At 37.7% G+C, this 26,875-nt stretch carries 32 protein-coding genes; 16 read left to right on the forward strand and 16 right to left on the reverse strand.

The features are described 5' to 3' along the window. Positions 1-9 precede the first annotated feature (9 nt). From queC to rnb, 6 genes are all read left to right on the forward strand, one after another. Positions 10-684, forward strand: a complete 675-nt coding sequence (queC, locus tag CKV78_RS05645) for a 7-cyano-7-deazaguanine synthase QueC (RefSeq protein ID WP_005762796.1) — start codon at positions 10-12, stop codon at positions 682-684. Positions 685-687: 3 nt separating this feature from the next. Continuing rightward, positions 688-1,113 carry a 6-carboxytetrahydropterin synthase QueD gene (queD, locus tag CKV78_RS05650; RefSeq protein WP_005762798.1) on the forward strand — a complete coding sequence of 142 codons (426 nt, stop codon included), beginning with the start codon at positions 688-690 and terminating at the stop codon, positions 1,111-1,113. A gap of 5 nt (positions 1,114-1,118) precedes the next feature. Beyond that, on the forward strand, positions 1,119-1,748 hold the full coding sequence (locus tag CKV78_RS05655; protein WP_005762800.1) for a 7-carboxy-7-deazaguanine synthase QueE: 630 nt from the start codon (positions 1,119-1,121) through the stop codon (positions 1,746-1,748). A 235-nt stretch (positions 1,749-1,983) separates the two neighbouring features. Then, entirely contained in the window at positions 1,984-2,739 is a 756-nt protein-coding gene (locus tag CKV78_RS05660) for a Nif3-like dinuclear metal center hexameric protein (RefSeq protein ID WP_005762802.1), read from the forward strand. Between the two features lie 85 nt (positions 2,740-2,824). Further along, positions 2,825-3,607 carry an enoyl-ACP reductase FabI gene (gene fabI, locus CKV78_RS05665; protein ID WP_005762805.1) on the forward strand — a complete coding sequence of 261 codons (783 nt, stop codon included), beginning with the start codon at positions 2,825-2,827 and terminating at the stop codon, positions 3,605-3,607. Between the two features lie 62 nt (positions 3,608-3,669). Then, entirely contained in the window at positions 3,670-5,649 is a 1,980-nt protein-coding gene (rnb, locus tag CKV78_RS05670; protein WP_005762808.1) for an exoribonuclease II, read from the forward strand. A 59-nt stretch (positions 5,650-5,708) separates the two neighbouring features. Here the strand turns inward: rnb and murA are convergent, their stop codons facing one another. From murA to mlaF, 7 genes are read right to left on the reverse strand one after another with little or no spacing between them, the layout of a single operon-like run. Beyond that, complete coding sequence (gene murA, locus CKV78_RS05675; protein ID WP_005762811.1) at positions 5,709-6,983, reverse strand: UDP-N-acetylglucosamine 1-carboxyvinyltransferase; 1,275 nt, start codon at positions 6,981-6,983, stop codon at positions 5,709-5,711. 20 nt (positions 6,984-7,003) lie between these two features. After that, a complete protein-coding gene (locus CKV78_RS05680; protein ID WP_005762813.1) occupies positions 7,004-7,261 on the reverse strand; it encodes a BolA family protein in 258 nt (85 codons plus the stop codon). Continuing rightward, on the reverse strand, positions 7,261-7,620 hold the full coding sequence (locus tag CKV78_RS05685) for an STAS domain-containing protein (protein WP_005762814.1): 360 nt from the start codon (positions 7,618-7,620) through the stop codon (positions 7,261-7,263). Before CKV78_RS05685 ends, CKV78_RS05680 begins: the two co-directional genes overlap by 1 nt. A gap of 3 nt (positions 7,621-7,623) precedes the next feature. Continuing rightward, positions 7,624-8,265, reverse strand: coding sequence for a phospholipid-binding protein MlaC (gene mlaC / locus CKV78_RS05690; protein ID WP_005762816.1), 642 nt, complete (start codon positions 8,263-8,265; stop codon positions 7,624-7,626). 37 nt (positions 8,266-8,302) lie between these two features. After that, the gene (mlaD, locus tag CKV78_RS05695) at positions 8,303-8,809 is read right to left on the reverse strand and encodes an outer membrane lipid asymmetry maintenance protein MlaD (RefSeq protein WP_005762817.1); all 507 of its coding nucleotides are present in this window, start codon (positions 8,807-8,809) and stop codon (positions 8,303-8,305) included. 45 nt (positions 8,810-8,854) lie between these two features. Beyond that, positions 8,855-9,637, reverse strand: coding sequence for a lipid asymmetry maintenance ABC transporter permease subunit MlaE (gene mlaE, locus CKV78_RS05700; protein ID WP_005762819.1), 783 nt, complete (start codon positions 9,635-9,637; stop codon positions 8,855-8,857). After that, positions 9,634-10,428, reverse strand: coding sequence for a phospholipid ABC transporter ATP-binding protein MlaF (gene mlaF, locus CKV78_RS05705; protein WP_005762821.1), 795 nt, complete (start codon positions 10,426-10,428; stop codon positions 9,634-9,636). The genes mlaE and mlaF overlap by 4 nt, the downstream gene beginning before the upstream one ends. Positions 10,429-10,660: 232 nt before the next feature. On the opposite strand from mlaF, the gene lptC reads away from it, so the two are divergent. The 5 genes from lptC to rapZ are packed head-to-tail and all read left to right on the forward strand — an operon-like array spanning position 10,661 to position 13,888. Next, on the forward strand, positions 10,661-11,227 hold the full coding sequence (gene lptC / locus CKV78_RS05710; protein WP_005762823.1) for an LPS export ABC transporter periplasmic protein LptC: 567 nt from the start codon (positions 10,661-10,663) through the stop codon (positions 11,225-11,227). Next, complete coding sequence (lptA, locus tag CKV78_RS05715) at positions 11,211-11,717, forward strand: lipopolysaccharide transport periplasmic protein LptA (protein ID WP_005762825.1); 507 nt, start codon at positions 11,211-11,213, stop codon at positions 11,715-11,717. The genes lptC and lptA overlap by 17 nt, the downstream gene beginning before the upstream one ends. A gap of 26 nt (positions 11,718-11,743) precedes the next feature. After that, positions 11,744-12,469 (forward strand): LPS export ABC transporter ATP-binding protein, encoded by a 726-nt coding sequence (gene lptB / locus CKV78_RS05720; RefSeq protein WP_005762828.1) that lies wholly within the window; start codon positions 11,744-11,746, stop codon positions 12,467-12,469. 2 nt (positions 12,470-12,471) lie between these two features. After that, positions 12,472-12,999, forward strand: coding sequence for a PTS IIA-like nitrogen regulatory protein PtsN (gene ptsN / locus CKV78_RS05725; protein ID WP_005762830.1), 528 nt, complete (start codon positions 12,472-12,474; stop codon positions 12,997-12,999). A 25-nt stretch (positions 13,000-13,024) separates the two neighbouring features. Beyond that, positions 13,025-13,888, forward strand: a complete 864-nt coding sequence (gene rapZ / locus CKV78_RS05730; protein ID WP_005762832.1) for an RNase adapter RapZ — start codon at positions 13,025-13,027, stop codon at positions 13,886-13,888. A gap of 92 nt (positions 13,889-13,980) precedes the next feature. On the opposite strand, the gene xseA is transcribed toward rapZ, so the two are convergent. From xseA to CKV78_RS05750, 4 genes are all read right to left on the reverse strand, one after another. Beyond that, positions 13,981-15,354: an exodeoxyribonuclease VII large subunit gene (gene xseA, locus CKV78_RS05735; RefSeq protein ID WP_005762836.1), complete on the reverse strand. Its 1,374-nt coding sequence runs from the start codon at positions 15,352-15,354 to the stop codon at positions 13,981-13,983. 63 nt (positions 15,355-15,417) lie between these two features. Beyond that, a complete protein-coding gene (locus tag CKV78_RS05740; protein ID WP_005762837.1) occupies positions 15,418-16,611 on the reverse strand; it encodes a ribosomal protein uL16 3-hydroxylase in 1,194 nt (397 codons plus the stop codon). Between the two features lie 58 nt (positions 16,612-16,669). Then, entirely contained in the window at positions 16,670-16,969 is a 300-nt protein-coding gene (locus CKV78_RS05745) for an RnfH family protein (protein ID WP_005762839.1), read from the reverse strand. Beyond that, on the reverse strand, positions 16,956-17,396 hold the full coding sequence (locus CKV78_RS05750) for a type II toxin-antitoxin system RatA family toxin (protein ID WP_032855227.1): 441 nt from the start codon (positions 17,394-17,396) through the stop codon (positions 16,956-16,958). Before CKV78_RS05750 ends, CKV78_RS05745 begins: the two co-directional genes overlap by 14 nt. Positions 17,397-17,550: 154 nt before the next feature. Between CKV78_RS05750 and pth the strand changes: the two genes are divergently transcribed. The 5 genes from pth to CKV78_RS05775 all read left to right on the forward strand — a co-directional run bounded on the left by pth (position 17,551) and on the right by CKV78_RS05775 (position 22,269). Beyond that, entirely contained in the window at positions 17,551-18,135 is a 585-nt protein-coding gene (pth, locus tag CKV78_RS05755) for an aminoacyl-tRNA hydrolase (RefSeq protein WP_005762843.1), read from the forward strand. Between the two features lie 28 nt (positions 18,136-18,163). Beyond that, entirely contained in the window at positions 18,164-18,775 is a 612-nt protein-coding gene (locus tag CKV78_RS05760) for a hypothetical protein (RefSeq protein WP_005762846.1), read from the forward strand. 38 nt (positions 18,776-18,813) lie between these two features. Continuing rightward, the gene (ychF, locus tag CKV78_RS05765; protein WP_005762848.1) at positions 18,814-19,905 is read left to right on the forward strand and encodes a redox-regulated ATPase YchF; all 1,092 of its coding nucleotides are present in this window, start codon (positions 18,814-18,816) and stop codon (positions 19,903-19,905) included. A gap of 102 nt (positions 19,906-20,007) precedes the next feature. Further along, on the forward strand, positions 20,008-21,414 hold the full coding sequence (locus CKV78_RS05770) for a basic amino acid/polyamine antiporter (protein ID WP_005762850.1): 1,407 nt from the start codon (positions 20,008-20,010) through the stop codon (positions 21,412-21,414). Positions 21,415-21,543: 129 nt separating this feature from the next. Further along, positions 21,544-22,269 (forward strand): nitroreductase family protein, encoded by a 726-nt coding sequence (locus CKV78_RS05775; RefSeq protein ID WP_005762852.1) that lies wholly within the window; start codon positions 21,544-21,546, stop codon positions 22,267-22,269. A gap of 105 nt (positions 22,270-22,374) precedes the next feature. Here CKV78_RS05775 and CKV78_RS05780 read toward each other — a convergent pair whose 3' ends face one another. From CKV78_RS05780 to CKV78_RS05800, 5 genes are all read right to left on the reverse strand, one after another. Then, the gene (locus CKV78_RS05780; protein WP_005762855.1) at positions 22,375-23,616 is read right to left on the reverse strand and encodes a Zn-dependent hydrolase; all 1,242 of its coding nucleotides are present in this window, start codon (positions 23,614-23,616) and stop codon (positions 22,375-22,377) included. A gap of 134 nt (positions 23,617-23,750) precedes the next feature. After that, on the reverse strand, positions 23,751-24,521 hold the full coding sequence (locus CKV78_RS05785; RefSeq protein WP_005762858.1) for an amino acid ABC transporter ATP-binding protein: 771 nt from the start codon (positions 24,519-24,521) through the stop codon (positions 23,751-23,753). 10 nt (positions 24,522-24,531) lie between these two features. Continuing rightward, positions 24,532-25,248, reverse strand: coding sequence for an amino acid ABC transporter permease (locus CKV78_RS05790; protein WP_005762860.1), 717 nt, complete (start codon positions 25,246-25,248; stop codon positions 24,532-24,534). Further along, positions 25,232-26,023, reverse strand: a complete 792-nt coding sequence (locus tag CKV78_RS05795; protein WP_005762862.1) for an amino acid ABC transporter substrate-binding protein — start codon at positions 26,021-26,023, stop codon at positions 25,232-25,234. Before CKV78_RS05795 ends, CKV78_RS05790 begins: the two co-directional genes overlap by 17 nt. Positions 26,024-26,203: 180 nt before the next feature. Next, positions 26,204-26,761: a YtfJ family protein gene (locus CKV78_RS05800; protein ID WP_032855230.1), complete on the reverse strand. Its 558-nt coding sequence runs from the start codon at positions 26,759-26,761 to the stop codon at positions 26,204-26,206. Positions 26,762-26,875: the final 114 nt, after the last annotated feature.

Genomic DNA, 26,875 nt, shown 5'->3' on the forward strand with positions numbered 1-26,875 from the left:
GAAAACAATATGAATATTACAAACCCAAACGGCAATCGTAAAGCCGTTGTTATTTTTTCGGGTGGACAAGACTCCACCACCTGCCTAATTCAAGCCATTCAAGAATATGGTGCTGAGAATGTTGAGGCTGTTACATTCCAATATGGTCAACGTCATGCCATTGAACTTGAAAAAGCCCAATGGATTGCAAAAGATCTTGGTGTCAAGCAAATCTTAATTGATACCTCCGTTATCAAAGCGATTACACAAAATGCACTAATGGACAAAAACGCAACAATTGAGCAACAAGGTAGCACTCCCAATACTTTTGTTGATGGTCGTAATGCGCTATTCCTACTCTACGCTGCAATTTATGCTAAAGGTCAAGGCATCACTGACATTATTACAGGCGTATGCGAAACTGATTTCAGCGGTTATCCCGATTGCCGTGATGTTTTCATTAAATCAATGAATGTGACTTTAAATCTAGCAATGGACTATTCCTTCAATATCAAAACGCCACTGATGTATCTCACTAAAGCACACACTTGGCAATTAGCTGATGAGCTTGGTGCGCTAGATTATATTCGCCAACACACACACACTTGTTATATGGGTGTTGAGAAAGGTTGTGGTGAATGCCCAAGCTGCATATTACGTGAAAATGGTTTAACAGAATATTTAGCAATAAAAAGAGCGGTATAATTTATGTTTAAAATTGTAAAAGAATTTAGTTTTGATATGGCACATATGCTAGATGGACACGATGGCAAATGCAAAAACTTACATGGACACACTTACAAATTGCAGGTTGAAATTTGTGGTGAGCTCCACCAATCTGGTCCAAAAAAAGGAATGGTTATCGACTTTTCAGATTTAAAAGCGATAGTAAAAAAACGTATTTTAGAGCCGATGGATCACGCTTTTATTTACGATTGCACGAGTGAAAGAGAATCCAAAGTTGCAAATTTATTACAATCATTGGACTCAAAAACCTTTTCTCTTCCAACCCGTACTACTGCTGAAGAAATGGCGCGCTTTATTTTCAACTGTTTGAAATATGAAGAACATTTACCTGTTTCTGCGATTCGTTTATGGGAAACACCAAGCTCATTTTGTGAATATGAGGAATAAGTGCGGTGCAAATTCGAGAAATTTTTGAACCTGAATATAACATTGTTGAAATTTTTGAAAGTCTGCAAGGCGAAGGTTTCAACACAGGTATGCCAAGCATTTTTGTGCGTTTTGGTAAATGCAACTTGGCTTGTCCTTGGTGTGATACCAATTACAATCAATACACCACCTGGTCGCTCAGCCAAATTCTACAAAAAGTGCGGTCGTTTTCGGCTAAGAATATTATTATCACCGGTGGTGAACCGACCATTGTGCCGAAGATTGAATATTTACTAGATACCCTCAAAGCAGAAGGCTATTTTTTAGCAATTGAAACCAATGGGTTAAAAACAATCCCGAGTCAGATTGATTATATTGCGACTAGTCCAAAACGCTTGTATCAACATAAATACCAGCAAAAATGTATTCCCTTTGCAAACGAAGTTCGCATTGTGGCAGATGAAGATGTGTTCAGCTTTTGTGAGCAAATTGAACAACAGATCCACGCAGATCGCTACTATCTATCCCCTTGTGAAATTGACGGTGAAATGAATTTGCTGGAAACGATCACACAAATTGGCTTATTAAATCAACGAGTTAATAAGCCAAAGTGGCAACTCAGCATACAAACCCATAAATTAATTGGTATTGAATAAAGGTGATTTTTCACCTTTTTCATATTATTTAAAGAATATTTTTCTTGATCATTATATAAATAAATACATAATGGTATTGTTTTTAATTTGAAGTAGTAAATACACTTGGCTAATGCGAACACTCCCCCATAATCTTGAAAAAGATTTTCGCATTAGCCATTTTTTTCTTCTTATTCCCTCTCAAATCCTTTAACATTGATTTCATTTATTCTTGCTATATCAACGAGAACAATCTATGAATAATCTTGAACTGGAACAAATTTTAAATCAAAAACTAAATGCCCAGAGCATTTCAGACTACGCTCCAAACGGTTTACAAGTAGAAGGCAAAACTGAGATCAAAAAAATCATTACTGGTGTGACAGCGAGCCAGGCATTAATTGACTATGCAGTGAAACAAAATGCCGATGCACTTTTGGTTCACCATGGCTATTTTTGGAAAAGTGAAAACCCTTGTATTCGTGGAATGAAAGGGAAACGCATTAAAACCTTATTAGTCAATGATATCAACTTATACGGCTACCACTTGCCTTTAGATGTACACCCAGAATTAGGCAATAATGCACTTCTTGCGGAATTATTAGAAATTAAAAATTTACAGCCTTTAGAACAAAGTTCAGTCAGTATTCCTGTTTATGGCACATTAAAAACGCCATTAACTAGTGAAGCATTTGCCGCACGTATTGAACAAGTTCTCAACCGCAAACCATTAGTTTGTAGCGAAAATGCACCGCACTTAATCCGTACAGTGGGCATTTGTACTGGTGGTGGTCAAGGTTATATTGATTTAGCAGCAAACCAAGGTATTGATGCATTTATTACTGGTGAAGTTTCTGAACAAACTATCCATTCTGCACGAGAACAAGGTATTCATTTTTTTGCAGCAGGTCATCATGCCACTGAACGTTATGGCATTAAAGCATTAGGTGAATGGTTAAGCCGAGAATATGGTTTTGAAGTTGAATTTAAAGATATTGATAATCCAGCTTAAGCCGTTTGCATAAGGTCTGCTTTGTATTTATTCATATTTTCCCTTATACTAACAAGAATTTCTAACATACGAAAAGGTATTGATTATGGGTTTCTTAAAAAATAAACGTATTTTAATCGCGGGTGTTGCAAGCAATCGTTCAATTGCTTACGGTATCGCACAAGCAATGAAACGTGAAGGTGCAGAATTAGCATTTACTTACCAAAATGATAAATTAAAAAGTCGTGTTGAAGAATTCGCAAAAGAATTAGGTTCAGATATCGTGATTCCTTGTGATGTGGGTACCGATGAAAGCATTGAACAATGCTTTACTGAATTAGCGAAACACTGGGATAAATTTGATGGTTTTGTTCACTCAATAGCATTTGCACCAGGTGATCAATTAGATGGTGACTACGTAGATTCAGTAAATCGTGAAGGCTTCCGTATCGCACACGATATAAGCTCATACAGCTTTGTAGCAATGGCAAAAGCTGCACGTGGTATGTTAAATCCAAACTCTGCATTATTAACCCTTTCTTACTTAGGTGCTGAGCGAGCAATTCCTAACTATAATGTAATGGGCTTAGCGAAAGCATCATTAGAAGCAAATACTCGCTTTATGGCAGCTTCTTTAGGTAAAGATGGTATTCGTGTAAATGCGATCTCTGCCGGCCCAATCCGCACTTTAGCTGCATCAGGTATCAAAAACTTCAAGAAAATGCTGGCGAACTTCGAACAAACTGCACCATTACGCCGTACAGTAACTATTGAAGATGTAGGTAACTCAGCTGCATTCTTATGCTCTGATTTAGCTGCTGGTGTAACAGGTGAAGTATTACACGTTGATGCTGGTTTCAGTATCGTTGCAATGGGTGAATTAGAATAACGCTTAATTCTTTAATAAGAGCGGACAAATGTCCGCTTTTTACTTTTTTATGGATAATCTAAATGTTCCAAAATAATCCTCTTCTTTCTCAATTAAAACAGCAAATCAGAGAGAGCAAACAACAAGTCGAAGGTATAGTAAAAAGTTCAGATAAAGCATTCGGTTTTCTCGAATGTGATAAGAAAAGCTACTTTATCCCCCCTGCAGCAATGAAAAAAGTGATGCACGGTGACAAAATCAAAGCACTTATCGAAGTGGTTGGTGATAAAGAACAAGCAGAACCGGACGAATTAATTGAACCTATGCTCACTCGCTTTATTGCACGTGTACGCTTTAATAAAGACAAAAAATTGCAAGTACTTGTTGATCATCCACAAATTAATCAACCTATTGGCGCGTCACAACACAAATCCGTACAAGAAGAATTACAAGAAGGCGATTGGGTAGTTGCGACCTTAAAAACACACCCGCTACGCGACGATCGTTTTTTCTTTGCTCAAATTCAACAATTTATTTGTAAAGCGGATGATGAACTAGCGCCTTGGTGGGTTACTTTAGCTCGTCACGAGCAATCACGTTACCCAGTGAAGGGATTAGATAGTTACGAAATGCAAGATCAGCAAACTCGTGAAGATTTGACCGCACTTCACTTCGTCACTATTGACTCTGAAACAACAAAAGATATGGACGACGCGTTATATATTGAAGCAATCCAACAAGATGAACAACAAACAGGCTGGCGCTTAGTCGTCGCGATTGCGGACCCAACGGCATACATTGCGTTAGATTCGCAAATTGAGAAAGAAGCAAAACAACGTTGTTTCACCAACTATTTACCCGGTTTCAATATCCCAATGCTGCCACCTGAATTGTCTGACGATCTTTGCTCATTAATGAAAGATAAGGTTCGTCCTGCATTAGTTTGTTATATTGAAACAGATTTGGCTGGTAACATAACCGCAAAACCACATTTCGTGTCCGCCTACGTACAATCGAAATCCAAATTAGTGTACGACAGAATTTCTGATTATTTAGAAAATAAAGCAAATACTTGGCAACCAGAAAATGAACAAGAAAAACAGCAAATTAATTTGTTGCATCAGTTTACACTAGCACGTATTGAATGGCGTAAACAACATTCTTTATTATTTAAAGAAAGACCAGATTATTCTTTCATCTTAGCTGAAAATGGCAAAGTGCAAGAGATAAAAGCAGAATACCGCCGTATTGCTAACCAAATTGTGGAAGAATGTATGATCATTGCCAATATTTGTGCAGCACAATATTTAGATGAGCATGCAAAGTGCGGTATTTTTAATACACATTTAGGCTTTGATAAAAAATCATTGGAAAACGTACAACAGTTTTTATTAGTAAATTTAGCAAATGAAGAAACTCAAGCAGAGTTAACAGAACGGTATTCTAGTGAAAATCTAGCGACATTAGCAGGATACTGCCAAATGCGCCACGATATCGAAGTGATAGAAGGCAATTATTTAGAATTACGTTTACGTCGTTTCTTAACCTTTGCTGAATTTAAAGCAGAATTAGCACCGCACTTTGGCTTAGGCTTAACAGGTTATGCAACTTGGACTTCACCAATTCGTAAGTATTCAGATATGGTAAACCATCGCTTAATCAAAGCCACATTAACCAACAGTGAATGTGAAAAGCCACAAGATGAAGTGCTCGCTCGTTTACAAGAAGCGCGTCGCCAGAACCGCTTGGTGGAACGTGATATTGCTGATTGGCTATATTGCCGTTACTTAGCAGATAAAGTCGAGCAAAAAACAACTTTTAAAGCGGAAATTCAAGATGTAATGCGTAGTGGCTTGCGTGTTCAATTAGCAGAAAATGGCGCATCTGTCTTTATTCCGTCCTCACAACTACATAATAATAAAGACGAAATGCAAGCAAACGCAGATGAACTTGCAATGTACATCAAAGGCGAAGTAGCTTATAAGATTGGTGATATCATCGATGTGCAGTTACTTGAAGTGAAAGAAGAAACGCGCAGTATTATTGGCACAGTAATCCAATAAACATAGCGATATAAAAAAGGGAAATTTAACATTTCCCTTTTTATTTGAATAACTATTTATTATTCTTCGCTATCCGCTGAAAAGCGTTCAATACGAGCACCTAAGCCACGTAATTTTTCTTCAATGCGCTCATAGCCACGATCAATGTGATAAATACGATCAACGATAGTTTCACCTGTTGCAATACAACCGGCCAATACTAAGCTGATCGAAGCTCGTAAATCCGTCGCCATCACTTCTGCACCACTTAAGTGCTCTACACCGTGACAAATCGCAGTATTGCCTTCAATTTCCGCTTTACCACCCATACGAATAAGCTCTGGGATATGCATAAAGCGATTTTCGAAAATAGTTTCAGTAATAATACTTGTACCATTAGCAACCATATTTAATAAGGTAAATTGTGCCTGCATATCTGTTGGGAACCCCGGATATGGCGCAGTACGGATATTCACGGCACGTGGGCGATTACCTAACATATCTAATGTAATTGTATTTTCAGCCACATCAACTTGTGCACCCGCCTCACGTAATTTATCAATAACTGCATCAAGGGTATCCGCTTTGGTATTTTTACATTGGATACGACCACCAGAAATTGCGGCTGCAACTAAGAATGTACCGGTTTCAATACGATCTGGCACTATACTGTGCTCACAACCACCTAAGTGATCAACACCTTCAACGATAATTGTATCCGTTCCAGCACCTGTAATTTTTGCACCTAATTTATTTAAGAAAATTGCGGTATCTGTAATTTCAGGTTCACGTGCTGCGTTTTCAATTGTTGTAGTGCCTTTTGCTAAAGTTGCCGCCATCATAATAGATAAAGTTGCACCTACACTGATCTTCTCAACAACGATACGTGTACCAACTAAGCGGTGATCAACATAAGCTTTAACATAGCCATCTTCTAATGCAATTCGTGCACCTAAACGCTCTAACCCACTAATATGTAAATCAACAGGACGAGCACCAATTGAGCAACCTCCCGGCAATGAAACTTGGCCTTGATTAAAGCGAGCCACTAATGGTGCAAGCGCCCAAATTGAGGCACGCATTGTTTTAACCAGTTCATAAGGAGCGATGAAATGATCGATTTTTGATGCATCAATATGCACTGCGCCTTCTGCATCACGTTCAACAGAAACACCCAATTTACGTAAAATTTTAAAGGTGGTATCAATGTCTTTTAACTCTGGAACATTAGTCAATTTGACAGGTTTTTCAGCTAAAATCGTTGCAAAAAGGATAGGGAGTGCAGCATTTTTTGCTCCAGAAATATTTACTGTTCCTTTCAAACGAGATTGCCCATAAACACGAAATTTTTGCATAAAAATTACCTAGCTAAGCCTTAACGAGGTTGATTGAGTAAGCGCTCACGATTCCATTTTTCAATAGTATACGTTTTTATTGTTAATGCATGAATTGCATTATTTGAGATATGTTCCATCAACGGTGCATAAATCAATTGTTGTTGTTTTACTCTTGATAATCCGGCAAATTCATCACTCACCGCAATTACACCATAATGTGCATTTTCGCCTTGAACATAGACTTCATCTAAGTTCAAGGCTTCTTTTAAAATTCTTTCAATTTCTTGCGTTTCCATTATTTGCTTCCGTTGACCTGAATAAATGTTGCGATCCAATTAGATAGACCAAATAAATCCGCCAAAGTTAATAGTTGTTTTGGCGCATTTTTTAAAACGATACGATACCCCTGTTTTTGTACTTTCAAAGCTTGCCCAATACAATCACATAAAAGAGCAAAACCAGCTGAATCAATGCGTGTAACTTGAGCTAAATCCCAATAGACATTTTTATCTGCAATCTTTTCTGCCGATAAAAAAGAAGCACGTTGCTCCCAAAAAGGAAGCAACGTGTTACGAGATAGCTCTCCAATTAACAAGAGCGATATATTATCACTATTTTGTTCTAATTCCCAAGTTAAACTTTTTGCAGTTTTCATCGCTTATTTACTTAAAGTTACCGGGACTCTAGCCGCTTTTGATACTTGTTCTGTTAACGCATCTAAGCCACTTTTCGTAATGATTGGTGACCATTCTTTACTTTTAGTTTCCACCATACTCACGCCTTCTGCGCTCATATCAAATACTTGCCATTTACCAGATTTACTGTTTTTGTACCAATAGAAAGTCAAATTCACTGGTGGTTGGTTACCACTTTGAATGACTTTTACACTTACAGTTGAAGTTTTGTCATCTGCTTGTGCTTTTGGTTTTTCAATTTGTAATTTTTGATCAGAATACATTGTTAATACTTGCGCATAATTTTGTTCAATGTATTGCTCAAAGGCATTGAAGAAACGCTCTCTTTGTTCTGGTGTTGTTGCTTTAAAATGCTTACCTAACACTTTAGAACCTGCATATTTTACGTGTACATACGGCATTAATTCAGTACGTACAATTGTTTTTAAATAGTTTGGATCTTGTTTAATTTTTGTCTGGCTTGAAGTGATATTTTTAAACAATTTGTCTGATACTTCTTGCATTAATTCATAAGGTGTATCAGCTGCCAAAGCCTGTATAGAAAAAAGTGCGGTAGAAATTACCAGCATTTTTGCGAATACACGTTTTAATTTAGATAAAAACATTATTTTTACTCCTACTAAAATTCAGAAATTTTACACATTATTGTACTGTTGGTTCTTCATTTTTGTCGGCTTCCGATTTATTACGATCACCATATAAAAATTGACCAACAAGATCTTCTAAAACTAATGCGGATTTCGTGTCTGTAACACGGCTTCCTTCTTTCCACATTTCCACTTCACCATCATCAAAACCAATGCTTAATGCAATATATTGTTCACCCAATAAACCTGATGTTTTAATTGATAATGCACTGGTTTCAGGAATCTCGTGATAACGCTCATCTATCGCAATTGTGACCATTGGTGAGTAAGTTTTTTCATTTAACGAAATATCGGCTACTCGACCAATCACAACACCACCGACTTTTAATGGTGCACGGACCTTTAGTCCACCAATATTTTCAAAAGTTGCATAAATTTTATAGGATTTTGCTTCGCTAAAACCTTGAATATTTGCTACTTTTAACCCTAAGAATACTAAAGCACCTATGCCAAGTAATAAAAATAATCCTACCCAAAACTCGTATTTTATTGTTTGTCGCATAAAATTTCCTTACATCATCATTCATAAATAAACAGCTATTCTTGGTTAACTTGAACCAAACATTAAAGCTGTTAATACAAAATCTAAACCTAAAACAACTAATGAGGCGTGAACTACTGTACGTGTCGTTGCTTTACTGATTCCTTCTGAGGTCGGCAAGCAATCATAACCATTAAACAGTGCAATCCACACAACAGCAATTGCAAAACATAAGCTTTTAATAAAGCCATTGAGTAAATCTTTTTCCCAAGTCACCGCATTTTGCATTACTGACCAGAAACTGCCCGAATCTACGCCTTTCCAATCCACACCAACAAGGGAGCCGCCCCAAATACCAATTGCCGTAAAAATCACTGCTAAAATTGGCATTGAAATCACACCAGCCCAAAAACGAGGTGCAATCACACGACGTAAAGGATCAACAGCCATCATTTCTAAACTGGAAAGTTGTTCAGTAGCTTTCATTAAACCAATTTCTGCCGTTAATGCCGAACCTGCACGACCCGCAAATAAAAGTGCGGTCACTACTGGACCTAATTCACGTAATAATGAAAGAGCGACTAACTGACCTAAACTTGTCTCAGCAGAAAAATCCACTAACACCACATACCCTTGCAAGCCTAATACCATCCCGATAAATAATCCAGACAACATAATAATCAGTAACGATTGCACGCCTAACACGTGTAATTGTTTGACTAATAATGGGAAATGTTTCTTAATTTGTGGTTTCCCAACCAATGCGCCAAACAACATAAAACCAGCTCGACCAAGTGAACGGCAAAAATCTATCGCAGAACGACCAAGTTGGGAAATAAAATCAATCATTGAAATAACTCCTCCACATAATCCTGTGCAGGAAAATGGAAATGTACTGGGCCATCTGCCTCACCATCTAAGAATTGACGTACTTGCGGATCCTGACTTTGTAATAATTGCTCCGATGTTCCTTCTGCAATCACTCGCTTATCCGCAATAATATAAGCATAATCAGCAATACTTAACACTTCCTGCACATCGTGTGAAACCACAATAGAAGTCAACTCTAAAGCTTCATTTAAGCGTTTAATCAAACTTAAAATCACCCCCATACTAATAGGGTCTTGCCCCGCAAAGGGTTCATCAAACATCATTAATTCAGGATCTAACGCAATCGCGCGAGCTAATGCCGCACGTCTTGCCATACCACCAGAAAGCTCAGAAGGCATTAAGTCTGCCGCACCACGCAATCCAACAGCTTCTAATTTCATTAAGACAATTTGACGGATTAAACTTTCAGGAAGAAGTGTATGTTCTCGAATAGGGAAGGCTACATTATCAAAAGTCGAAATGTCAGTAAATAATGCACCTGATTGAAACAACATTCCCATTTTTTGGCGAATTTTATAAAGTTCAGAATTAGAGAGTTGGCAAATGTCTTGCCCCTCAAACCAAATTTCGCCTACTTCTGGCTGTAATTGCCCACCAATTAGTTTCAGTAATGTGGTTTTACCAATTCCAGATGGTCCCATAATTGCGGTAATTTTGCCTTTCTGCACCTTTAAATTTAGGTTGTCATAAATCGTGCGCTGACCTCGCTTGAACGTCAGATTTTTCACTTCAATTAAGGGGGTATTCATAAAATCTCTTTTCTAAATTAGAATGCTTCAAAAATTAAAAGGGGATATTCTACCAATTCCCCTTGAATGTCAAATTTTACACAATAAACAATGTGATGCTTTGACCTAATAAAAATAAAAACGTTCATTCAAGTAAAAATTTTCCAAAATTCGACCGCACTTTTATTAGTTTTAATAAAATTATGCTATGATTGCCAATCCAATATCCACCTAAAATGAACTGAACTCACTTATGAATATTCGTTGGAATATCGTTTTATCTGTTATGGCATTGGCACTACTTGCGTGGTTTTACTCATTAAACCAAAAAGAAGATGACCTTAGCGCACTTATTAAGCGTCACGACAGCCCTGAATATACAGGGAAAAATATGCAAACAACGGTATTTTCGCCTACTGGTAAAAAACAATATTTTGCTAAATCACAGTCTGTTGAGCATTACAGTCATAATGGTCATACGGATTTTATTATGCCAGAGGTGTATCTGTTTGACATTGAGCAAAGTAGCAATGAAAGTTGGAAATTAAGTGCCAATAAAGCGACTTTAACGAAAGATCACAAACTCTATTTAGAAGGGAATGTAGTCGCACAAAGTTTATCAGATAAATCGCACTTGCAACGTATTGAAACAGAAAATGCGGTGGTTAATTTAAAAACACAAGATATTCAATCAAATTATATGGTGAAAATTAATGGGCAAAATTTTCATTCAACGGGCTTAAAACTGACGGGCAACTTACAACAACAAATTGCCTCCTTAAAAGAACAGGTAAATACATATTATGAAATCAAAAAGTAACCAAATTATTCTTTTGGCAACGCTAGTAATGGCGTCATTATCTGCACTGGCATTAAAAAATGACACACAACAGCCTATTAACATAGTGTCAGATAATCAATCTTTAGATATGGATAATCATATTGTTACTTTTACTGATAACGTTGTGATTACACAAGGCTCTATCTTAATTAAAGCAAACAAAGTTGTAATTACTCGCCCACCTGAAAAGTCAGGTAAAAAAGATACGGTTGAAGCCTTTGGCAACCCAGTCACTTTCCAACAAACTTTAGACAATGGTAAGCCTGTGAATGGTAAAGCAAACAAAGTGCATTACGATCTCACTACTGAATTTTTAACGCTAACAGGCAATGCTGAATTAAAACAATTAGACAGTAAAATCAACAGCAGTATGATTTCTTATGATGTAAAGAAACAACAGCTTAAAGCAAAAGGTTCTGGCAATTCGAGAGTAAAAACTGTATTAATCCCTGCTCAATTGAACAAATAATGTAAAGAAATAAGGTTTTATTTTCTATGTCTATTCTACACGCTGAAAATTTAGCGAAAAGTTACAAAAGCAGACAAGTAGTTTCTGATGTAAGCCTGACTGTAAATTCTAACGAGATCGTTGGTTTACTTGGGCCGAACGGTGCGGGAAAAACAACTACTTTTTATATGGTTGTGGGATTAGTGAATCACGATCATGGAACGATTCGTATAGATGATGAAGATATTAGCTTATTACCAATGCACAACCGTGCACAGCGTGGTATTGGCTACTTACCGCAAGAAGCTTCTATTTTCCGCCGTTTAACTGTATATGAAAACCTAATGGCCGTATTAGAAATTCGTAAAGATCTCAATCAAGAACAACGCCGTGCAAGAGCTGATGAACTAATTGAAGAATTTAATATTGGGCATATTCGTAACAGCTTAGGGCAATCACTCTCTGGTGGTGAGCGTCGTCGTGTAGAAATTGCACGTGCACTAGCAGCAAACCCTAAATTTATTTTATTAGATGAACCTTTTGCAGGTGTTGACCCAATCTCTGTTATCGATATCAAAAAAATCATTATGGATTTAAGAGATCGTGGCTTAGGCGTATTAATTACCGATCATAATGTGCGTGAAACTTTAGATGTGTGTGAGCGTGCTTATATCGTAAGTGCTGGGAAAATGATTGCCACTGGCACACCTGAAGAAATCCTTAATAATGAACACGTAAAACGCGTATATTTAGGCGAACAATTCAAATTGTAGTTATGACCAAATTTACTGAATTATTAAAACCTGAAAACATTCGTCAAGGCATTATATGCTCAAGTAAAAAACGTGTATTTGAGACAATTACCTCTGTTATTGCAGATCAAGTTCAGCTAGAAAATGCAGAACAATGTTGTTTTGAATGCTTATTCAATCGTGAAAAATTAGGCAATTCTGGTTTAGGAAATGGTATTGCAATGCCAAAAGCTCGCATTCCAAATGGTGACAAACCTATTGCTGTTTTTCTACAGCTTGATACTGCTGTTGAATATGATTCATCAGATCATCGTGATGTAGATTTAGTTTTTGCATTATTGATCCCTGAACAAATCTGTGCAGAGTATATTACAAAGCTCCCTGAAATTGCTGAAAATTTATCCAACAAAACTTTATGTAAACAACTGAGAACGGCGTTAAGTGCGGATGAAATTTGGAAAATTTTTGAGCATTACGATCAAATACAAGATATAGAAACAGAAGTTGTGGAAACACCAAACGAAAATAAAGAGGATGTTTCCAAAACTTAATTTAAAGTGATAAGCGAGTAAACCTATGGAAATTATAATTGTCAGTGGCCGATCTGGTGCGGGAAAATCTGTTGCACTACGCGCTTTGGAAGATATTGGTTATTATTGTGTCGATAACTTGCCATTGGATTTACTTCCACAGCTGGCAGATATTTTGTCTGCCAGTTATAAATCCGTTGCGATCAGTTTAGATATTCGTAATCTGCCTCACTTATCACAAAGTCTCGATCAGCTACTTGCACATCAAATGCAACACCATCAAATTAAGATCGTCTTTTTAGATGCGGACCGTAGTACATTGATTCGTCGTTATAGCGATTCTCGCCGTTTACACCCACTTTCAGCACAAGATCTTTCTTTAGAAAATGCAATTGATGAAGAAAAAAAACAACTTGAGCCACTTATTCTACAGGCGAATTTAATTATTGATACGACACATCTTTCAACGCATGAACTAGCTGAACGCTTACGCGAATTTGTATGCGGTCACTCAGATAAAACACTGAAAATTATTTTCCAATCTTTTGGTTTTAAATACGGCTTACCACTAGATGCGGATTATGTGTTTGATGTGCGTTTTTTACCAAACCCACATTGGAATCCAGAATTACGCTCTCTTACAGGCTTAGATCAACCTGTTGCAGATTTTTTAAGTAAGCATAATGATGTGAATAATTTTATTTATCTCACACGCACTTATCTTGAAACTTGGTTACCACTACTCGAACAAAACAACCGCAGCTACCTCACGATTGCAATTGGTTGTACGGGCGGTAAGCATCGCTCTGTTTATATCACTGAACAAATTGGCAAATATTTCCAAGTCAAAGGAAAAGATGTGCAAATCCAGCATAAATCATTACCAAACCATCAATCTGCGAAAAAATAACGGATTAAAAATATGAAAAGCAAGCCAATACGCTTGCTTTTATTTTTATAGCAAATAAAAAACGGATAATTTATCCGCCTTTCTCAACTATTCTAATTAGATTTTAATTGTTTAGCTTTACTTCGCTTTTCAAGGAAAGATTGAATGGAAATCACCTCACTGACAATTTCACCATTTGCCACACGTGTTTTTAATTTATCTCCTACGTTGACTTGGCTAATTTCAGTAATCGCCTTGCCTTGCTCATCTTCAGCGATGGAATAACCACGTGCCAGCACTTTAAGCGGACTTAATCCATCAAGTCTGCCACATAAATTAGCAAACTGATGTTGTTTATGAGTCACTATGCGATTCAACATAGTATGTAATCGAAGTTCTAACTGGTGAATATATTGCTGTTGCTTTTGCACGTTAAAAGGCAATGGATTCTTCTGCACACGAGTCGAAAGTGCGGTCAATTTATCCTGTTTTTTATTCACTAAAGTTTTAATCGCTAGAACTAAGCGGTGACTCAATTGGCTCATCTGTTGTTTTTGCACTTGCAATTGTGTTTGGGGATGCTTATGTTGTAAACGTAGGCGTAAACGTTGTAAATATTGCAATTTATCATTAAATAAACGATCCAATGCCATTTCTAAACGTTGGCGTTTATAAGCAAGTTGTTGAAGCAGTTCTTGTTGATTACGGCTCACCAATTCTGCCGCAGCCGATGGCGTTGGCGCACGTAAATCCGCCACAAAATCCGCAATAGTGACATCAGTTTCATGCCCGACTGCACTGATCACGGGAATGGTAGAGTTAAAAATAGCGCGCGCAACACTTTCTTCATTAAAGCACCACAAATCTTCTAGCGAGCCACCACCACGCCCCACAATCAGCACATCAACTTCTTGGCGTTGGTTAGCAAGCTCTATCATTTGTACAATTTCCGCAGTGGCCTCTTTGCCCTGCACTGCTGTTGGGTAGATCACCACTTTTAAACTGGGATCGCGACGTTGTAAAATATGCAAAATATCTTGTAATGCTGCCCCTGTTTTTGAGGTCACAATCCCGACTGCCTTACTAAAGTGCGGTAGATTTTTCTTAAGATGTTGCGCAAATAAACCTTCTGCAGCTAATTTCATTTTTAAGGCTTCAAACTGCTGTTGTAGCAAACCTTCGCCTGCGGGGTGCATACTTTCGATAATTAGCTGATAATCCCCTCTTGGTTCATATAAACTGACACTCGCACGCGCAAGCACTTGCATTCCGTTTTGTGGGCGGAAATTAACTCTCATATTTTTCATACGAAACATTGCACAACGGACTTGTGCATTTTCGTCTTTCAGGGTTAAGTACCAATGCCCCGAAACAGGTTGCGTAAAATTGGAAATTTCGCCTGTGAGCCAAACATAGCCTAATTGATTTTCCAACATAACACGCACGGTTTGATTCAGTTGCGAGACAGAATAAATTTGTTCAGACATTGGTAATACCTTAAGTTGAAAATTTATTTACGGTGACAAAATGAAAATAAGCAATTGTGAATTTTATTCCACTAGCACCCAACCGTCATCAATCCAGTTGCATAACGAATCAAGTAATAAATCTAATGCCGTATCTGGATCCTCATCTTGTTCACATAACGTAGTTAAGAAAGCAAAATCCAATTGTTTGCCATCCGCCATAGCTTTTAACACTTGAGCTTCAATCTCATTTAATTCATCTAGCCATTCGCCGTTGGCATAAATACGTAATGGGTTTTCAAGATAAAGCAACTTACAATTATTATCTTGCACGATCGTGCCATTTTCTTCCAAAATTGACCGCACTTCGTCTAAATCGCAATACTCTTCCGTTTCCAATAAGTCATAACGTCTTGTGCTAACAGTCGTTGCCACTGCGTGTTGAAATAAGCGATCAAATTGTGCTGAATTCGCTAATTTATCTAAAAATTGCTGTTTCATTGTGGCGATCATCGCTGGGTCAAGCTTACCTGTTGCTTGTTCAGTAGGACTTAAACGTAGCGGAATATTCATTTCCGTCACGTCAATATCAGGTAAGGATTGGCAAATGCTCTTGTTCACATTATCTAATAAATCTGCCACATTTGGATAACGCAAACCGAAAGAGAAAGTTAAGCAATCATCTTCTGCTACGCCGTAATGAGATAAACGAGAAGGCACATAAAGAATATCGCCCGGAGCCATTACTTCATCAAAAATCAAATCGCCCATATCATCAAAAATACGAATCGGCTGATTGCTTTTAAATTCTGTACTTGGATCGCACCATTTACCGAGCTGCCAACGGCGGTGACCACAGCCTTGCACTAAAAACACATCATATTCATCATAATGTCTGCCTACCGAGCCACCTTTTGGCGCATAAGACACCATAATGTCATCACGTTGCCATTGTGGAATAAACCCAAACGCATTCCATAATTGCCCCAATTCTGGCGACCATTGCTCTAAATTTTGCACCAGCACTGACCATTGTTCTGGTAAGTTTTTGAAATCTTTTGCTTCTAATGGACTGCGTTTTAATTGCCAATTATCTTCTGAAAATTGTTTGATTAAACGTGCAGTCACACCTTCTTGCTGCGCTAATTCGATAATGTCTGCTGGCTCAAACATACCGACCAGTTGTGGCAAGCCGTTACGAATTAATAAAGGTTGTTTTTGCCAATAATCACGCAAAAAGATTTCAGGGGTAATATGTTCAGGTAAACAAAATATCATTTTTCTATCCGTTATCTAAGTCGTTTGGAAATGATGAATAAAATGCACAATAACAAAACTATTTTTTCTTCGCTTGTGCTGCTTGCTGCTCTGCACGTTTACGGCGAATTTCTTTAGGATCTGCTAATAAAGGGCGATAAATTTCAATACGATCACCGTCTTTTAATTGATCTGTAAGTTTAGCAGGACGGCTGAAAATCCCCACTTTATTTTCACGCAAATCAATTTCGGTATATTGTTGCAAAATGCCTGATTGCAAAATTGCGGTTTGAATCATCGTACCTTCTTCCACCGTCAATTTTTTTAAATAATGGCGGTCGGGATAAGCATAAACAATCTCAATTTTAATTTGTGCCATTGTAAACCTCTTTTGCGCGTTGCTTGAATGCATCTATCATCTTGCTGGTTAAATGGGTGAAAATCTTACCAAATGCCATTGCAATTAAAGGATTGGAAAACTCAAACTCTAATTTGAGCGAGATTTTGCAACAACGTTCATCTAATTCATCAAATAACCATTCCCCTTGCAAAAAGCGGAACGGGCCTTCCACCAACTGCATTTTAATAGAACGATTTTCTACCATTGTATTTCTGGTCGTAAATTGCTGGCTGATCCCCGCTTTTGAAATCACTAATTCTGCAGTTAATTGATTACCTTCGTGAGTCAAAGTTCTGCCATTCACACAACCTGGTACAAATTCAGGATAAAGCTCATAATTATTCACTAATTGATACATTTGTGCAGTACTATAAGGCACGAGTGCGCTCTGATTAATTGTTGGCATTGTATTCCATTCTTCATTAAAAAAATTCTGCTCATTATAGCTGAAAAGTGCGGTCAAAATAAGGCAAGAATTGATAAAATCTGTGTTTCAAAATTGAGAACTTATGCATTTTCCGCTACAATATCGCACTATTTTGACTGTTGGAATAAGATGAATGTCTGAAATAAAATTAATTGTGGGCTTGGGGAATCCGGGGGATAAATATGCAGATACCCGCCACAATGCTGGTGAATGGTTGATCGACCGTTTAGCTCGTCAATTTAATTTTACATTGAATCCTGAAAATAAGTTTTTTGGGAAAACTGCGCGTGTTGTCATCAATGGTAATGAAGTCCGTTTTTTAGTGCCGACCACTTTTATGAATTTAAGTGGTAAAGCAATTAGTGCATTAGCCAATTTTTATCGAATTAAGCCAGAAGAAATTCTAGTTATACACGATGAGTTAGATCTTCCACCTGGTGTTGCAAAAATTAAGCAAGGCGGAGGGTACGGTGGACACAATGGCTTGCGTGATACTATTGCGCAATTAGCTAACAATAAAAATTTCTATCGTTTACGTGTAGGTATTGGACATCCTGGTGATAAAAATTTAGTGGCTGCTTATGTACTCAACAAGCCATCACCAGCAGATTGGCAATTAATTGACAAAGCCTTAGATGAAGCATCAACTTGCGTAGAAATTCTGATCAAAGAAGGCATAACCAAAGCAACAAATCGTTTAAACGCATTTAAAGCGTAGAATATAAACAAAATAAGGAAATACAAAAATGAAAAAAATTCTACCTATTTTATTCATTTCTGTTGCATTAGCTGGTTGTTCTGCGCGTGCAGTGCTTGTACAGAAAAAAACTCTTTATGATCCAACTGAAGATGCTCGAATCAGAATCTTCCAAAAAAACGGTAATAAGACAATCAAAGTAATCAATGCGACAAGCTGCAAAGAGATTGAAGATAATGGAGAAACTATTCGTAGCGGTAATCCACTTGCTAAAGAAAATAGCTATAACGGTTTACCTAGAAGAACATTAAAAAGTATCAGTATAGGGATGCCATTAACACAACGTAGCTATGATGCTATTAATCGAGATAGCTATCTTGACACAGACTCTTTTACTGAACATCGTCTTACTGCCAATCAACCTGTTGTCATCAGCGGTGCTAGCTGGTTTAGCACGTCTGGAGCGACAATGGAAACAAGTGTAAGTTGTGAAGTAAATGGCGAATTTATACCTGATGCAGGTGTAGATTACGAATTAGATTATAGATTTCTAGGTAGCAACTGTATGATTCAAGTTTATAAACTAGAACCTCTTGATACTCCTGAGGGTAAGGTTACAGCCAAATCAGGCAAAGCCGTACCTTTAAAAAAATGTGACTAAATCATTCAATTAATATATTAAGTTCTAAAGGAAAAATTATGGGATTCAAATGTGGAATCGTGGGTTTACCAAACGTAGGTAAATCAACACTATTTAACGCATTAACTAAAGCAGGTATTGAAGCAGCAAATTACCCTTTCTGTACCATTGAACCAAACACCGGTGTTGTACCTATGCCAGATCCACGCTTAGATGCATTAGCAGAAATCGTTAAACCTGAGCGTGTACTACCAACCACTATGGAGTTTGTCGATATAGCTGGTTTAGTTGCAGGTGCAAGTAAAGGTGAAGGATTAGGTAACAAATTCTTAGCCAACATTCGTGAAACAGATGCAATTGGTCACGTTGTTCGTTGTTTTGAGAATGATGATATTGTTCACGTTGCCGGTAAAATTGATCCAGCTGAAGATATCGACACGATCAACACAGAACTAGCATTAGCAGATTTAGACAGCTGTGAACGTGCAATTCAACGTTTACAAAAACGCGCTAAAGGTGGCGATAAAGAAGCGAAATTCGAGCTTTCTATTATGGAAAAAATTCTGCCAGTTTTAGAAAACGCAGGAATGATTCGCTCTGTGGGTTTAGACAAAGACGAGTTACAAGCAATCAAAGGCTATAACTTCTTAACGTTAAAACCAACAATGTACATCGCAAACGTCAATGAAGATGGTTTTGAAAACAACCCATATTTAGATCGTGTGCGCGAAATTGCCGAAAAAGAAGGTGCGGTTGTTGTGCCTGTATGCGCGGCGATTGAATCTGAAATTGCAGAATTAGATGACGAAGAGAAAGTTGAGTTTTTACAAGATTTAGGCATTGAAGAACCAGGCTTAAATCGTGTAATTCGTGCGGGATATAAATTATTAAATCTACAAACTTACTTTACTGCGGGTGTAAAAGAAGTTCGCGCTTGGACCATTCCTATTGGTGCAACTGCACCAAAATCAGCAGCCGTTATCCACACTGACTTCGAAAAAGGCTTTATTCGAGCAGAAGTTATCGCTTATGACGACTTTATTCAATACAAGGGTGAAGCTGGAGCAAAAGAAGCTGGGAAATGGCGCTTAGAAGGCAAAGATTATGTCGTACAAGATGGTGATGTAATGCACTTCCGTTTTAACGTTTAAAAACGTGTCTAAAAATCACCGCACTTTTTGCTAATCTACTCAACGCAAAGTGCGGTGTTTTTTTGAGTATTTCTACAATAAAAACAATACAGAGAAGACAGTATGTCGAATAAAAAAATTGGTTTGTTATCTCTCACCGCACTCGTTCTCAGTTCCATGATCGGTTCAGGAATTTTCAGCTTACCACAAAATATGGCTGAGGTGGCAGGAGCTGAAGCATTAGTGATCGGTTGGATCATCACAGGTATTGGGATCATTTTTTTAGGTCTTTCATTTTTCTTTATATCTCGTTTACGTCCCGATCTTGATGGTGGTATTTACACTTACGCACGAGAAGGCTTTGGTGATTTAATTGGTTTTCTCTCTGCTTGGGGTTACTGGCTATGTGCAACTATTGGCAGTGTAGGATATTTAGTGGTCGCCTTTGAAGGCATTGGTTTATTTACTGACAGTGAAAACAATGTCATTTTTGGTCAAGGTAACACTATTTTAGCTTTTTTAGGATCTTCCCTAGTTGTGTGGTTAGTTCATTGGCTAATCACTAGAGGAATCAAAGAAGCTGCATTTCTAAACTTACTTGCTACTTTCGTTAAAGCATTTCCATTAATTTTATTTATTGCACTTGCTGCTTGGTTTTTCTCACCAGATACCTTTAGTCACGATGTGAAAGCGGTAAATCTGAATAACTCAATTACAGATCAAGTAAAAAACACAATGTTAATCACGCTTTGGGTTTTCGTTGGAGTTGAAGGAGCTGCAGTACTTTCAGGCCACGCTAAAAAACGCAGTGATGTGGGGTTAGCAACAGTATTAGGGATTGTCATCGCATTGATCCTTTATGTCGCAATCACGGTTCTCTCTCTTGGAGTATTACCGCGCGAAATGATTGCGACAATGCCGAATCCATCAATGGCGGGTTTGCTTGAGCATATGATTGGCGGAAGTGGTAAAATCATCATTACATTATGTTTGATCGTTTCTGTATTGGCTTCATATATCAGCTGGACAATGTATTCTGCCGAAGTACCTTACCGTGGCTCGGAAAATGGAGCTTTTCCTAAAATTCTAAATAAAATCAATGAAAATGATACACCAATTAACTCACTTTGGTTTACCAATTTAGTGGTTCAACTCTGTTTAGTGTTGGTGCTAATGACTGGTAAAAGCTATAACGCCTTATTGCTTATATCAACCTCAATGATTTTAGTACCTTACCTTTTAATCGGCGCATATTTATTGAAGTTATCTATCCAACAAAACAGTGCGTGGTACATCAAACTAACAGGGCTACTTTCATCAATTTATGGACTGTGGATCTTATATGCTGCAGGTTTAAACCACTTGTTACTCTCTGTGCTGCTTTATGTCCCTGGCATTGCGATTTATTTGTACTCACGCTACCAACATGAAGGAAAGTTAACCTTCAAAGGTAAAGAGATTACTTTACTGGTACTAATTTTCATCACATTCGCTTTTGCAGTGTACCACCTTGCAACCACGAATCATTGACAAAAGTGCGGTAATTTTTACCGCACTTTTTGTTTTGTAGCCGAACAAACTGCTTGTAGTTCTGCTAAAATATATAGTTAAAATAATCCCCTTCCCTTCTACTCATTTTTTAGATTAAAGGAAAAAATTATGTCCTTATCTGATATCCTTAACTACCGTCGTGCAGTACGTCACTTTGATACAGAAAAACTGCTTGATAGTGAAAAAGTGAAACGATGTTTACAATTAGCAACTCTTGCGCCGAGCAGTTCCAATATGCAACTTTATGAGTTCTATCATATCACTGATAAAACTCTTCTTGCAGAATTGGCTATAGCTTGTTTAAGTCAGCAAGCAGCAAATAGCGCACAACAAATGGTTGTATTTGTCACTCGTCAAGATCTTCACAGGCAACATGCCAAAGCAGTATTAGACTTCCAAATCGGTAATATCAAGCGTAATACTTCGCCAGAACGCCAAGAAAACCAACTCAAAAAAATGAAGGCTTATTATTCAAAATTAATGCCTTTTGCGTATAGTCGTTTTTTTGGTTTACTAGGTTTATTTAGAAAATTGTTAGTGACTTTGATTAGTTTCCGTCGGCCAATTTATGTGAATATGTTGGAGTCGGATGCTCGTATTGTGACCCATAAAAGCTGTGGTTTAGCCGCACAAACTTTTATGCTCGCAATGGCGGAACAAGGCTATGACACATGCCCATTAGAAGGTTTTGACAGTGGTAGAGTAAAAAAGATTTTAAATCTACCTCGTGGTGCGGAAATTAATATGATCGTTTGTTGTGGTATTCGCACTGAAAGAGGCATACATGGAGAACGTTACCGCTTGCCTTTCGAAGAAGTTTATCGCCATAAATAACTGCTCTTATTCGCACAAAAAATCTGCATCTTACATACATTTACTTTGTAAGATACAGATTTTGAGAAAAATTGACCGCACTTTTACTTGTTCAAAAACAGAGGGCTATCCCTCAATCACTTCTGCTTGAGTCAGTACCACATTTTGTAGTACTTTAATTCCCGCTTCGATATCTCCCCACTCCGTAAATTCTAATGGATTATGGCTAATCCCATCACGAGAAGGCACAAACACCATACCTGTTGGGCATAATTTTGCCATATGCATTGCATCATGCCCTGCACCACTTGGCATAATTTCATAAGCATAGCCCAATGATTCTGCGGATTGGCGAATATTTTCAACCATTTCATCAGGTAAAACAACTGGACGATCTTTAGAAATCAACTGTAATTCCATCTCTAAACCGCGTTTTTGGGCGACTTTCTCCATCTGTTGCTGTAAAGCTACAAATACAGACTCTCTCGCCTCAACATGAATGCCTCGAATGTCCACTAACAACTCACAATAACCCGGAACCACATTCATCACACCAGGTTTAGCGCTCAAATTCCCTACCGTTGCCACAGTAGAATGACCTGCATCAATTGCTGCTTGCTCTATTGCTAAAGCAAGTTCTGAAGCCCCTAATAACGCATCGTGGCGATAATGCATTGCTGTTGCACCAGAATGATCCGCTTGTCCTTTTATTTTGACGATACAACGAATTGGTGCTGCGATCCCTGTCACTACACCAATTGTTTTTTGTTCATTTTCCAAACGTGGACCTTGCTCTATATGTAATTCAAAAAAGCATTTAAATTCATCACCTGCACGTCTCGCTTGGTGAATTTTTTCAAAGTCCAAACCAATTTCTGCTAACGCTTCTTGTAACCCATTTCCTTGTTTATCACGCAAATGCTGCAAGCCTGATTGATCTGTAACGCCACACATCACTTTACTACCTAAAGTCGCATAATTAAATCTACTAGACTCTTCGCAAGTAAAAATAATGAGTTCTAATGGATAACGAGTTTTTATACCTTGCTCACAAGCCTGAAATAAGATTTCTAAACCTGCAACAGAGCCTAACGGACCATCAAATTTCCCTGCGTTGACCACTGTATCAATATGCGAACCAAATGCGACTGCCGGCAAATGATCTTCCTCACCCGTTTTACGAATGAATAAATTACCGATTTCATCTCGGCGAATCGTAAGATCATATTGTTGGCATAAATCCACAACATATTTATGTGCTTTTTCATCTTCAACGCTGAAGGCTAAACGAGTTAATTCCCCTTCGACCGAAGATATAGATGCAAGCTTTTCAATGATTGACTGCACTCGTGCGAGATTAATAGACATAATTTCTCCTTCCTACGAAATAAAAAAGCAGTGCTTAACACTGCTTTTTTATTGGTTTTATATGTGTTGTAAGCCTTTTGTGTTTTTACAACATCCAGTCGGCCTTGACAACTAACAAACACAAATAACCTGAACTAGATCATATAATCTTGCACAAAATCATGCATATTAGTTTGCAATAAAAACTGCTTTGTACGCTCATGTTGAGGATTGGAGAAAAATGCTTCGGCGCTGTTTTGCTCAACAACTTTTCCAGCATCCATAAATACCACTCTATCTGCCACTTCTTTTGCGAATTTCATTTCGTGCGTTACGATAATCATTGTCCAACCTTCTTTAGCAAGTACTTTTAGCACTTGTAACACTTCGCCAACTAATTCAGGATCTAAGGCAGAAGTTGGCTCATCAAGTAAAATGATTTCGGGTTGCACCGCTAAAGCACGTGCGATACCAACACGTTGTTGTTGACCGCCCGATAATTGTGATGGAAAAAGCTGTGCTTTTTCAGAAAGTCCTACTTTTTTCAATAATGCTAACGCTTGCTCTCGTGCTTTTTCAACAGGCTTTTTCTGCACCACGACAGGCCCTTCCATTACATTCTCAAGCGCGGTACGATGTGGGAATAAATTATATTGTTGAAACACCATTGAAGAACGACGACGTAATGCCAATTCAGTTTGCTTCGAAATTTTTTTATCAAAATCGATTTCAAGGCTGCCATCAGTAAAACGTAATATGCCTTGATCAGGTTTTTCTAATAAATTTAAACAACGTAAAAGCGTAGTTTTTCCAGATCCAGAAGGGCCTAAAATTGCTACCACTTCACCTTTTTGAATAGTTAAGTCAATCCCTTTTAAGACTTCATTGCCTTTAAATTGTTTATGAATATTTTTAATTTCTAACATCAAAACCACCTTACAAATGACGAGAAAGTCGCATTTCTACACGTTGTTGTACGATAGATAAAACGAAGCAAATAATCCAGTAAATCAATGCAGCCTGGCTATACACCAAAATAAATTCATAAGATGAAGCTGCTACGTTTTGTGCAATGCGAAATAATTCAGTTACTAAAACCAATGATGCTAATGATGTATCTTTTACTGTGCTAATAAATGTATTCGAAAGTGGTGGGACAGATACTCGCATTGCTTGCGGAATAATCGTACGAATAAAGGCTTGGCGATAGCCCATACCAATCGCATAAGAAGCTTCCCATTGCCCTTTTGGGATCGACAAAATCGCTGCACGTACTGTTTCTGATGCATATGCACCAATATTCAAAGAAAAAGCAATAATTGCAGTTGGAAATGGATCTAACGTAATCCCAATTTCAGGCAGCCCATAAAAAATAATGAAAATCTGCACAAGCATTGGTGTGCCACGAATAATAGACACATAAATGCGTGCTAATCCAACCAATATGCGATGAAAAACAGATTGCGACGGCATTGTGCGAATAACTGCTACGCCAACGGCAATCAATAGCCCCGCGAAAAATGAAATTAACGCCAATGGAATGGTGCTAATCAGCGTTGCTTCAAGCATAGGCCAAAAAGAGCTGATCAATAGATCAGCTCGTTCTTCATTCATAAAGGGCAAATTCGAAAGAAAATTATTGAGTAATATCATCACCAAACCACTTAATTGAAATCTGTTTTAAGGTGCCATCGGCGCGAATTTCCGCTAATGCTTGATTTACTTTTGACACCAATTCTTCCTCACCTTTCAAGAAGGCAAAACCTGACGGCACCTTATCTTTATTTTCAGCGGCAATTTTCAAGCCTGCATTTGGCATTTTTTGGAAATAATCAAGCACCGCTAATTTGTCGTTTACTGTGGTATCTGCACGTTTTTGGCGAATCAATTCTAATGCTTGTGCTAAACCTTCTACTGTCACTAAATTTGCTCCGTGTTTTTGTGCAATTTTAGTGTAATTACTCGTTAAAGACTGGCCTGATTTTTTGCCTTTCAGATCTTCAAACGTTGCCACTGAATTATCATCTGCACGTGTCACAACGACGGCATTGGAATAGTTATAAGGTTCACTATAAATGTATTTTTTCAAACGCTCTGGGCTTGGGTTTGTTTGGTTAGCGATCACATCAAAGCGTTTTGCATTTAGACCCGCATACATTGCGTCCCATTGAGTTTCTTGGAGTTGAATTTTTAAGCCAAGACGTTTCGCCACTTCTTCAATCACCTCAACATCAAAGCCTGTTAATTTACCTGATGCATCGTGGAACGTGAAAGGTGCATAAGTGCCTTCTGTTCCCACTAATAAAGTCTTCGTGCTTTCTACACGATCGCTAATAGGCCCAGCGTTTACTTGGCTCGCCACGCCGAAAATTAAACTTGCTGCTAACAATGCGGTTGTTAATTTTGTTTTGATTAATTTCATATTCATTCCTTACTGTTGTGTTTATTGATTTATTGGAATGACAAGCATTATAGGAACAAATTTTCAGCACTGAAAATAACAATAAGCAGTATTATATAACCATTAGTTCTATAAATAAGGTGTGTAAAAAGAAAGAGTTGAATAAAAAAAGTGCGGTATTTTTTACCGCACTTTTGCTTAAGATGATTATTTAGTCAATTCAGTAATTAGGCTAATCACTTCTTGAACTTGAGCGCCTGAAAGTGCACCTTCGTGTACAAATTTCACTTTGCCACTTTTATCTAACACGATGACAAGATTTTCTTTTTCTTTTAACTGCCACGCATTTTTCACAGCCCCACGTTGATCTAGAACTACTTGGCTATGCGGATTTTTCTTTTTGCCTTTTTCAGCACCACTTTTCACAAAGCTACCGGTGCCAAATGTCGCATCGTCTGCGTTAATGATCGTTGTTGTTTGGTATTTTGAACGATCAAATTGTGCAGCTTTAATTGCATTAATCAGTGTTTCGTTTCGATCTTTTACATCACGGCGCCCAGCAAAATGGTTCACTATACGCACTTTACCCACAAGCTGTACTGAACTCCAAGCTTTATAACTTACATCATCACCTTTTACACTTAATTCGCCATCTTCTTCCACTGAAACCGGAGCTAATGGGCTATTTAATTGAATGTTGTGTGCAAATAATCCTGTTGAGCAAAATACTGCTGCCAATCCTAAAACCAATGTGATTTTTTTCATTTTCTTTTCCTTAATCATAGTAAGACGTTGAATTTTACAGAAAAATAAAAAATAAACAAATCAGAGCTGTTATTCACAAATTTTGGCAAAATCTCGCTTTTTTGCTATACTTTC

Origin of the sequence: Pasteurella dagmatis, assembly GCF_900186835.1 — a bacterium.
GTDB lineage: Bacteria > Pseudomonadota > Gammaproteobacteria > Enterobacterales > Pasteurellaceae > Pasteurella > Pasteurella dagmatis.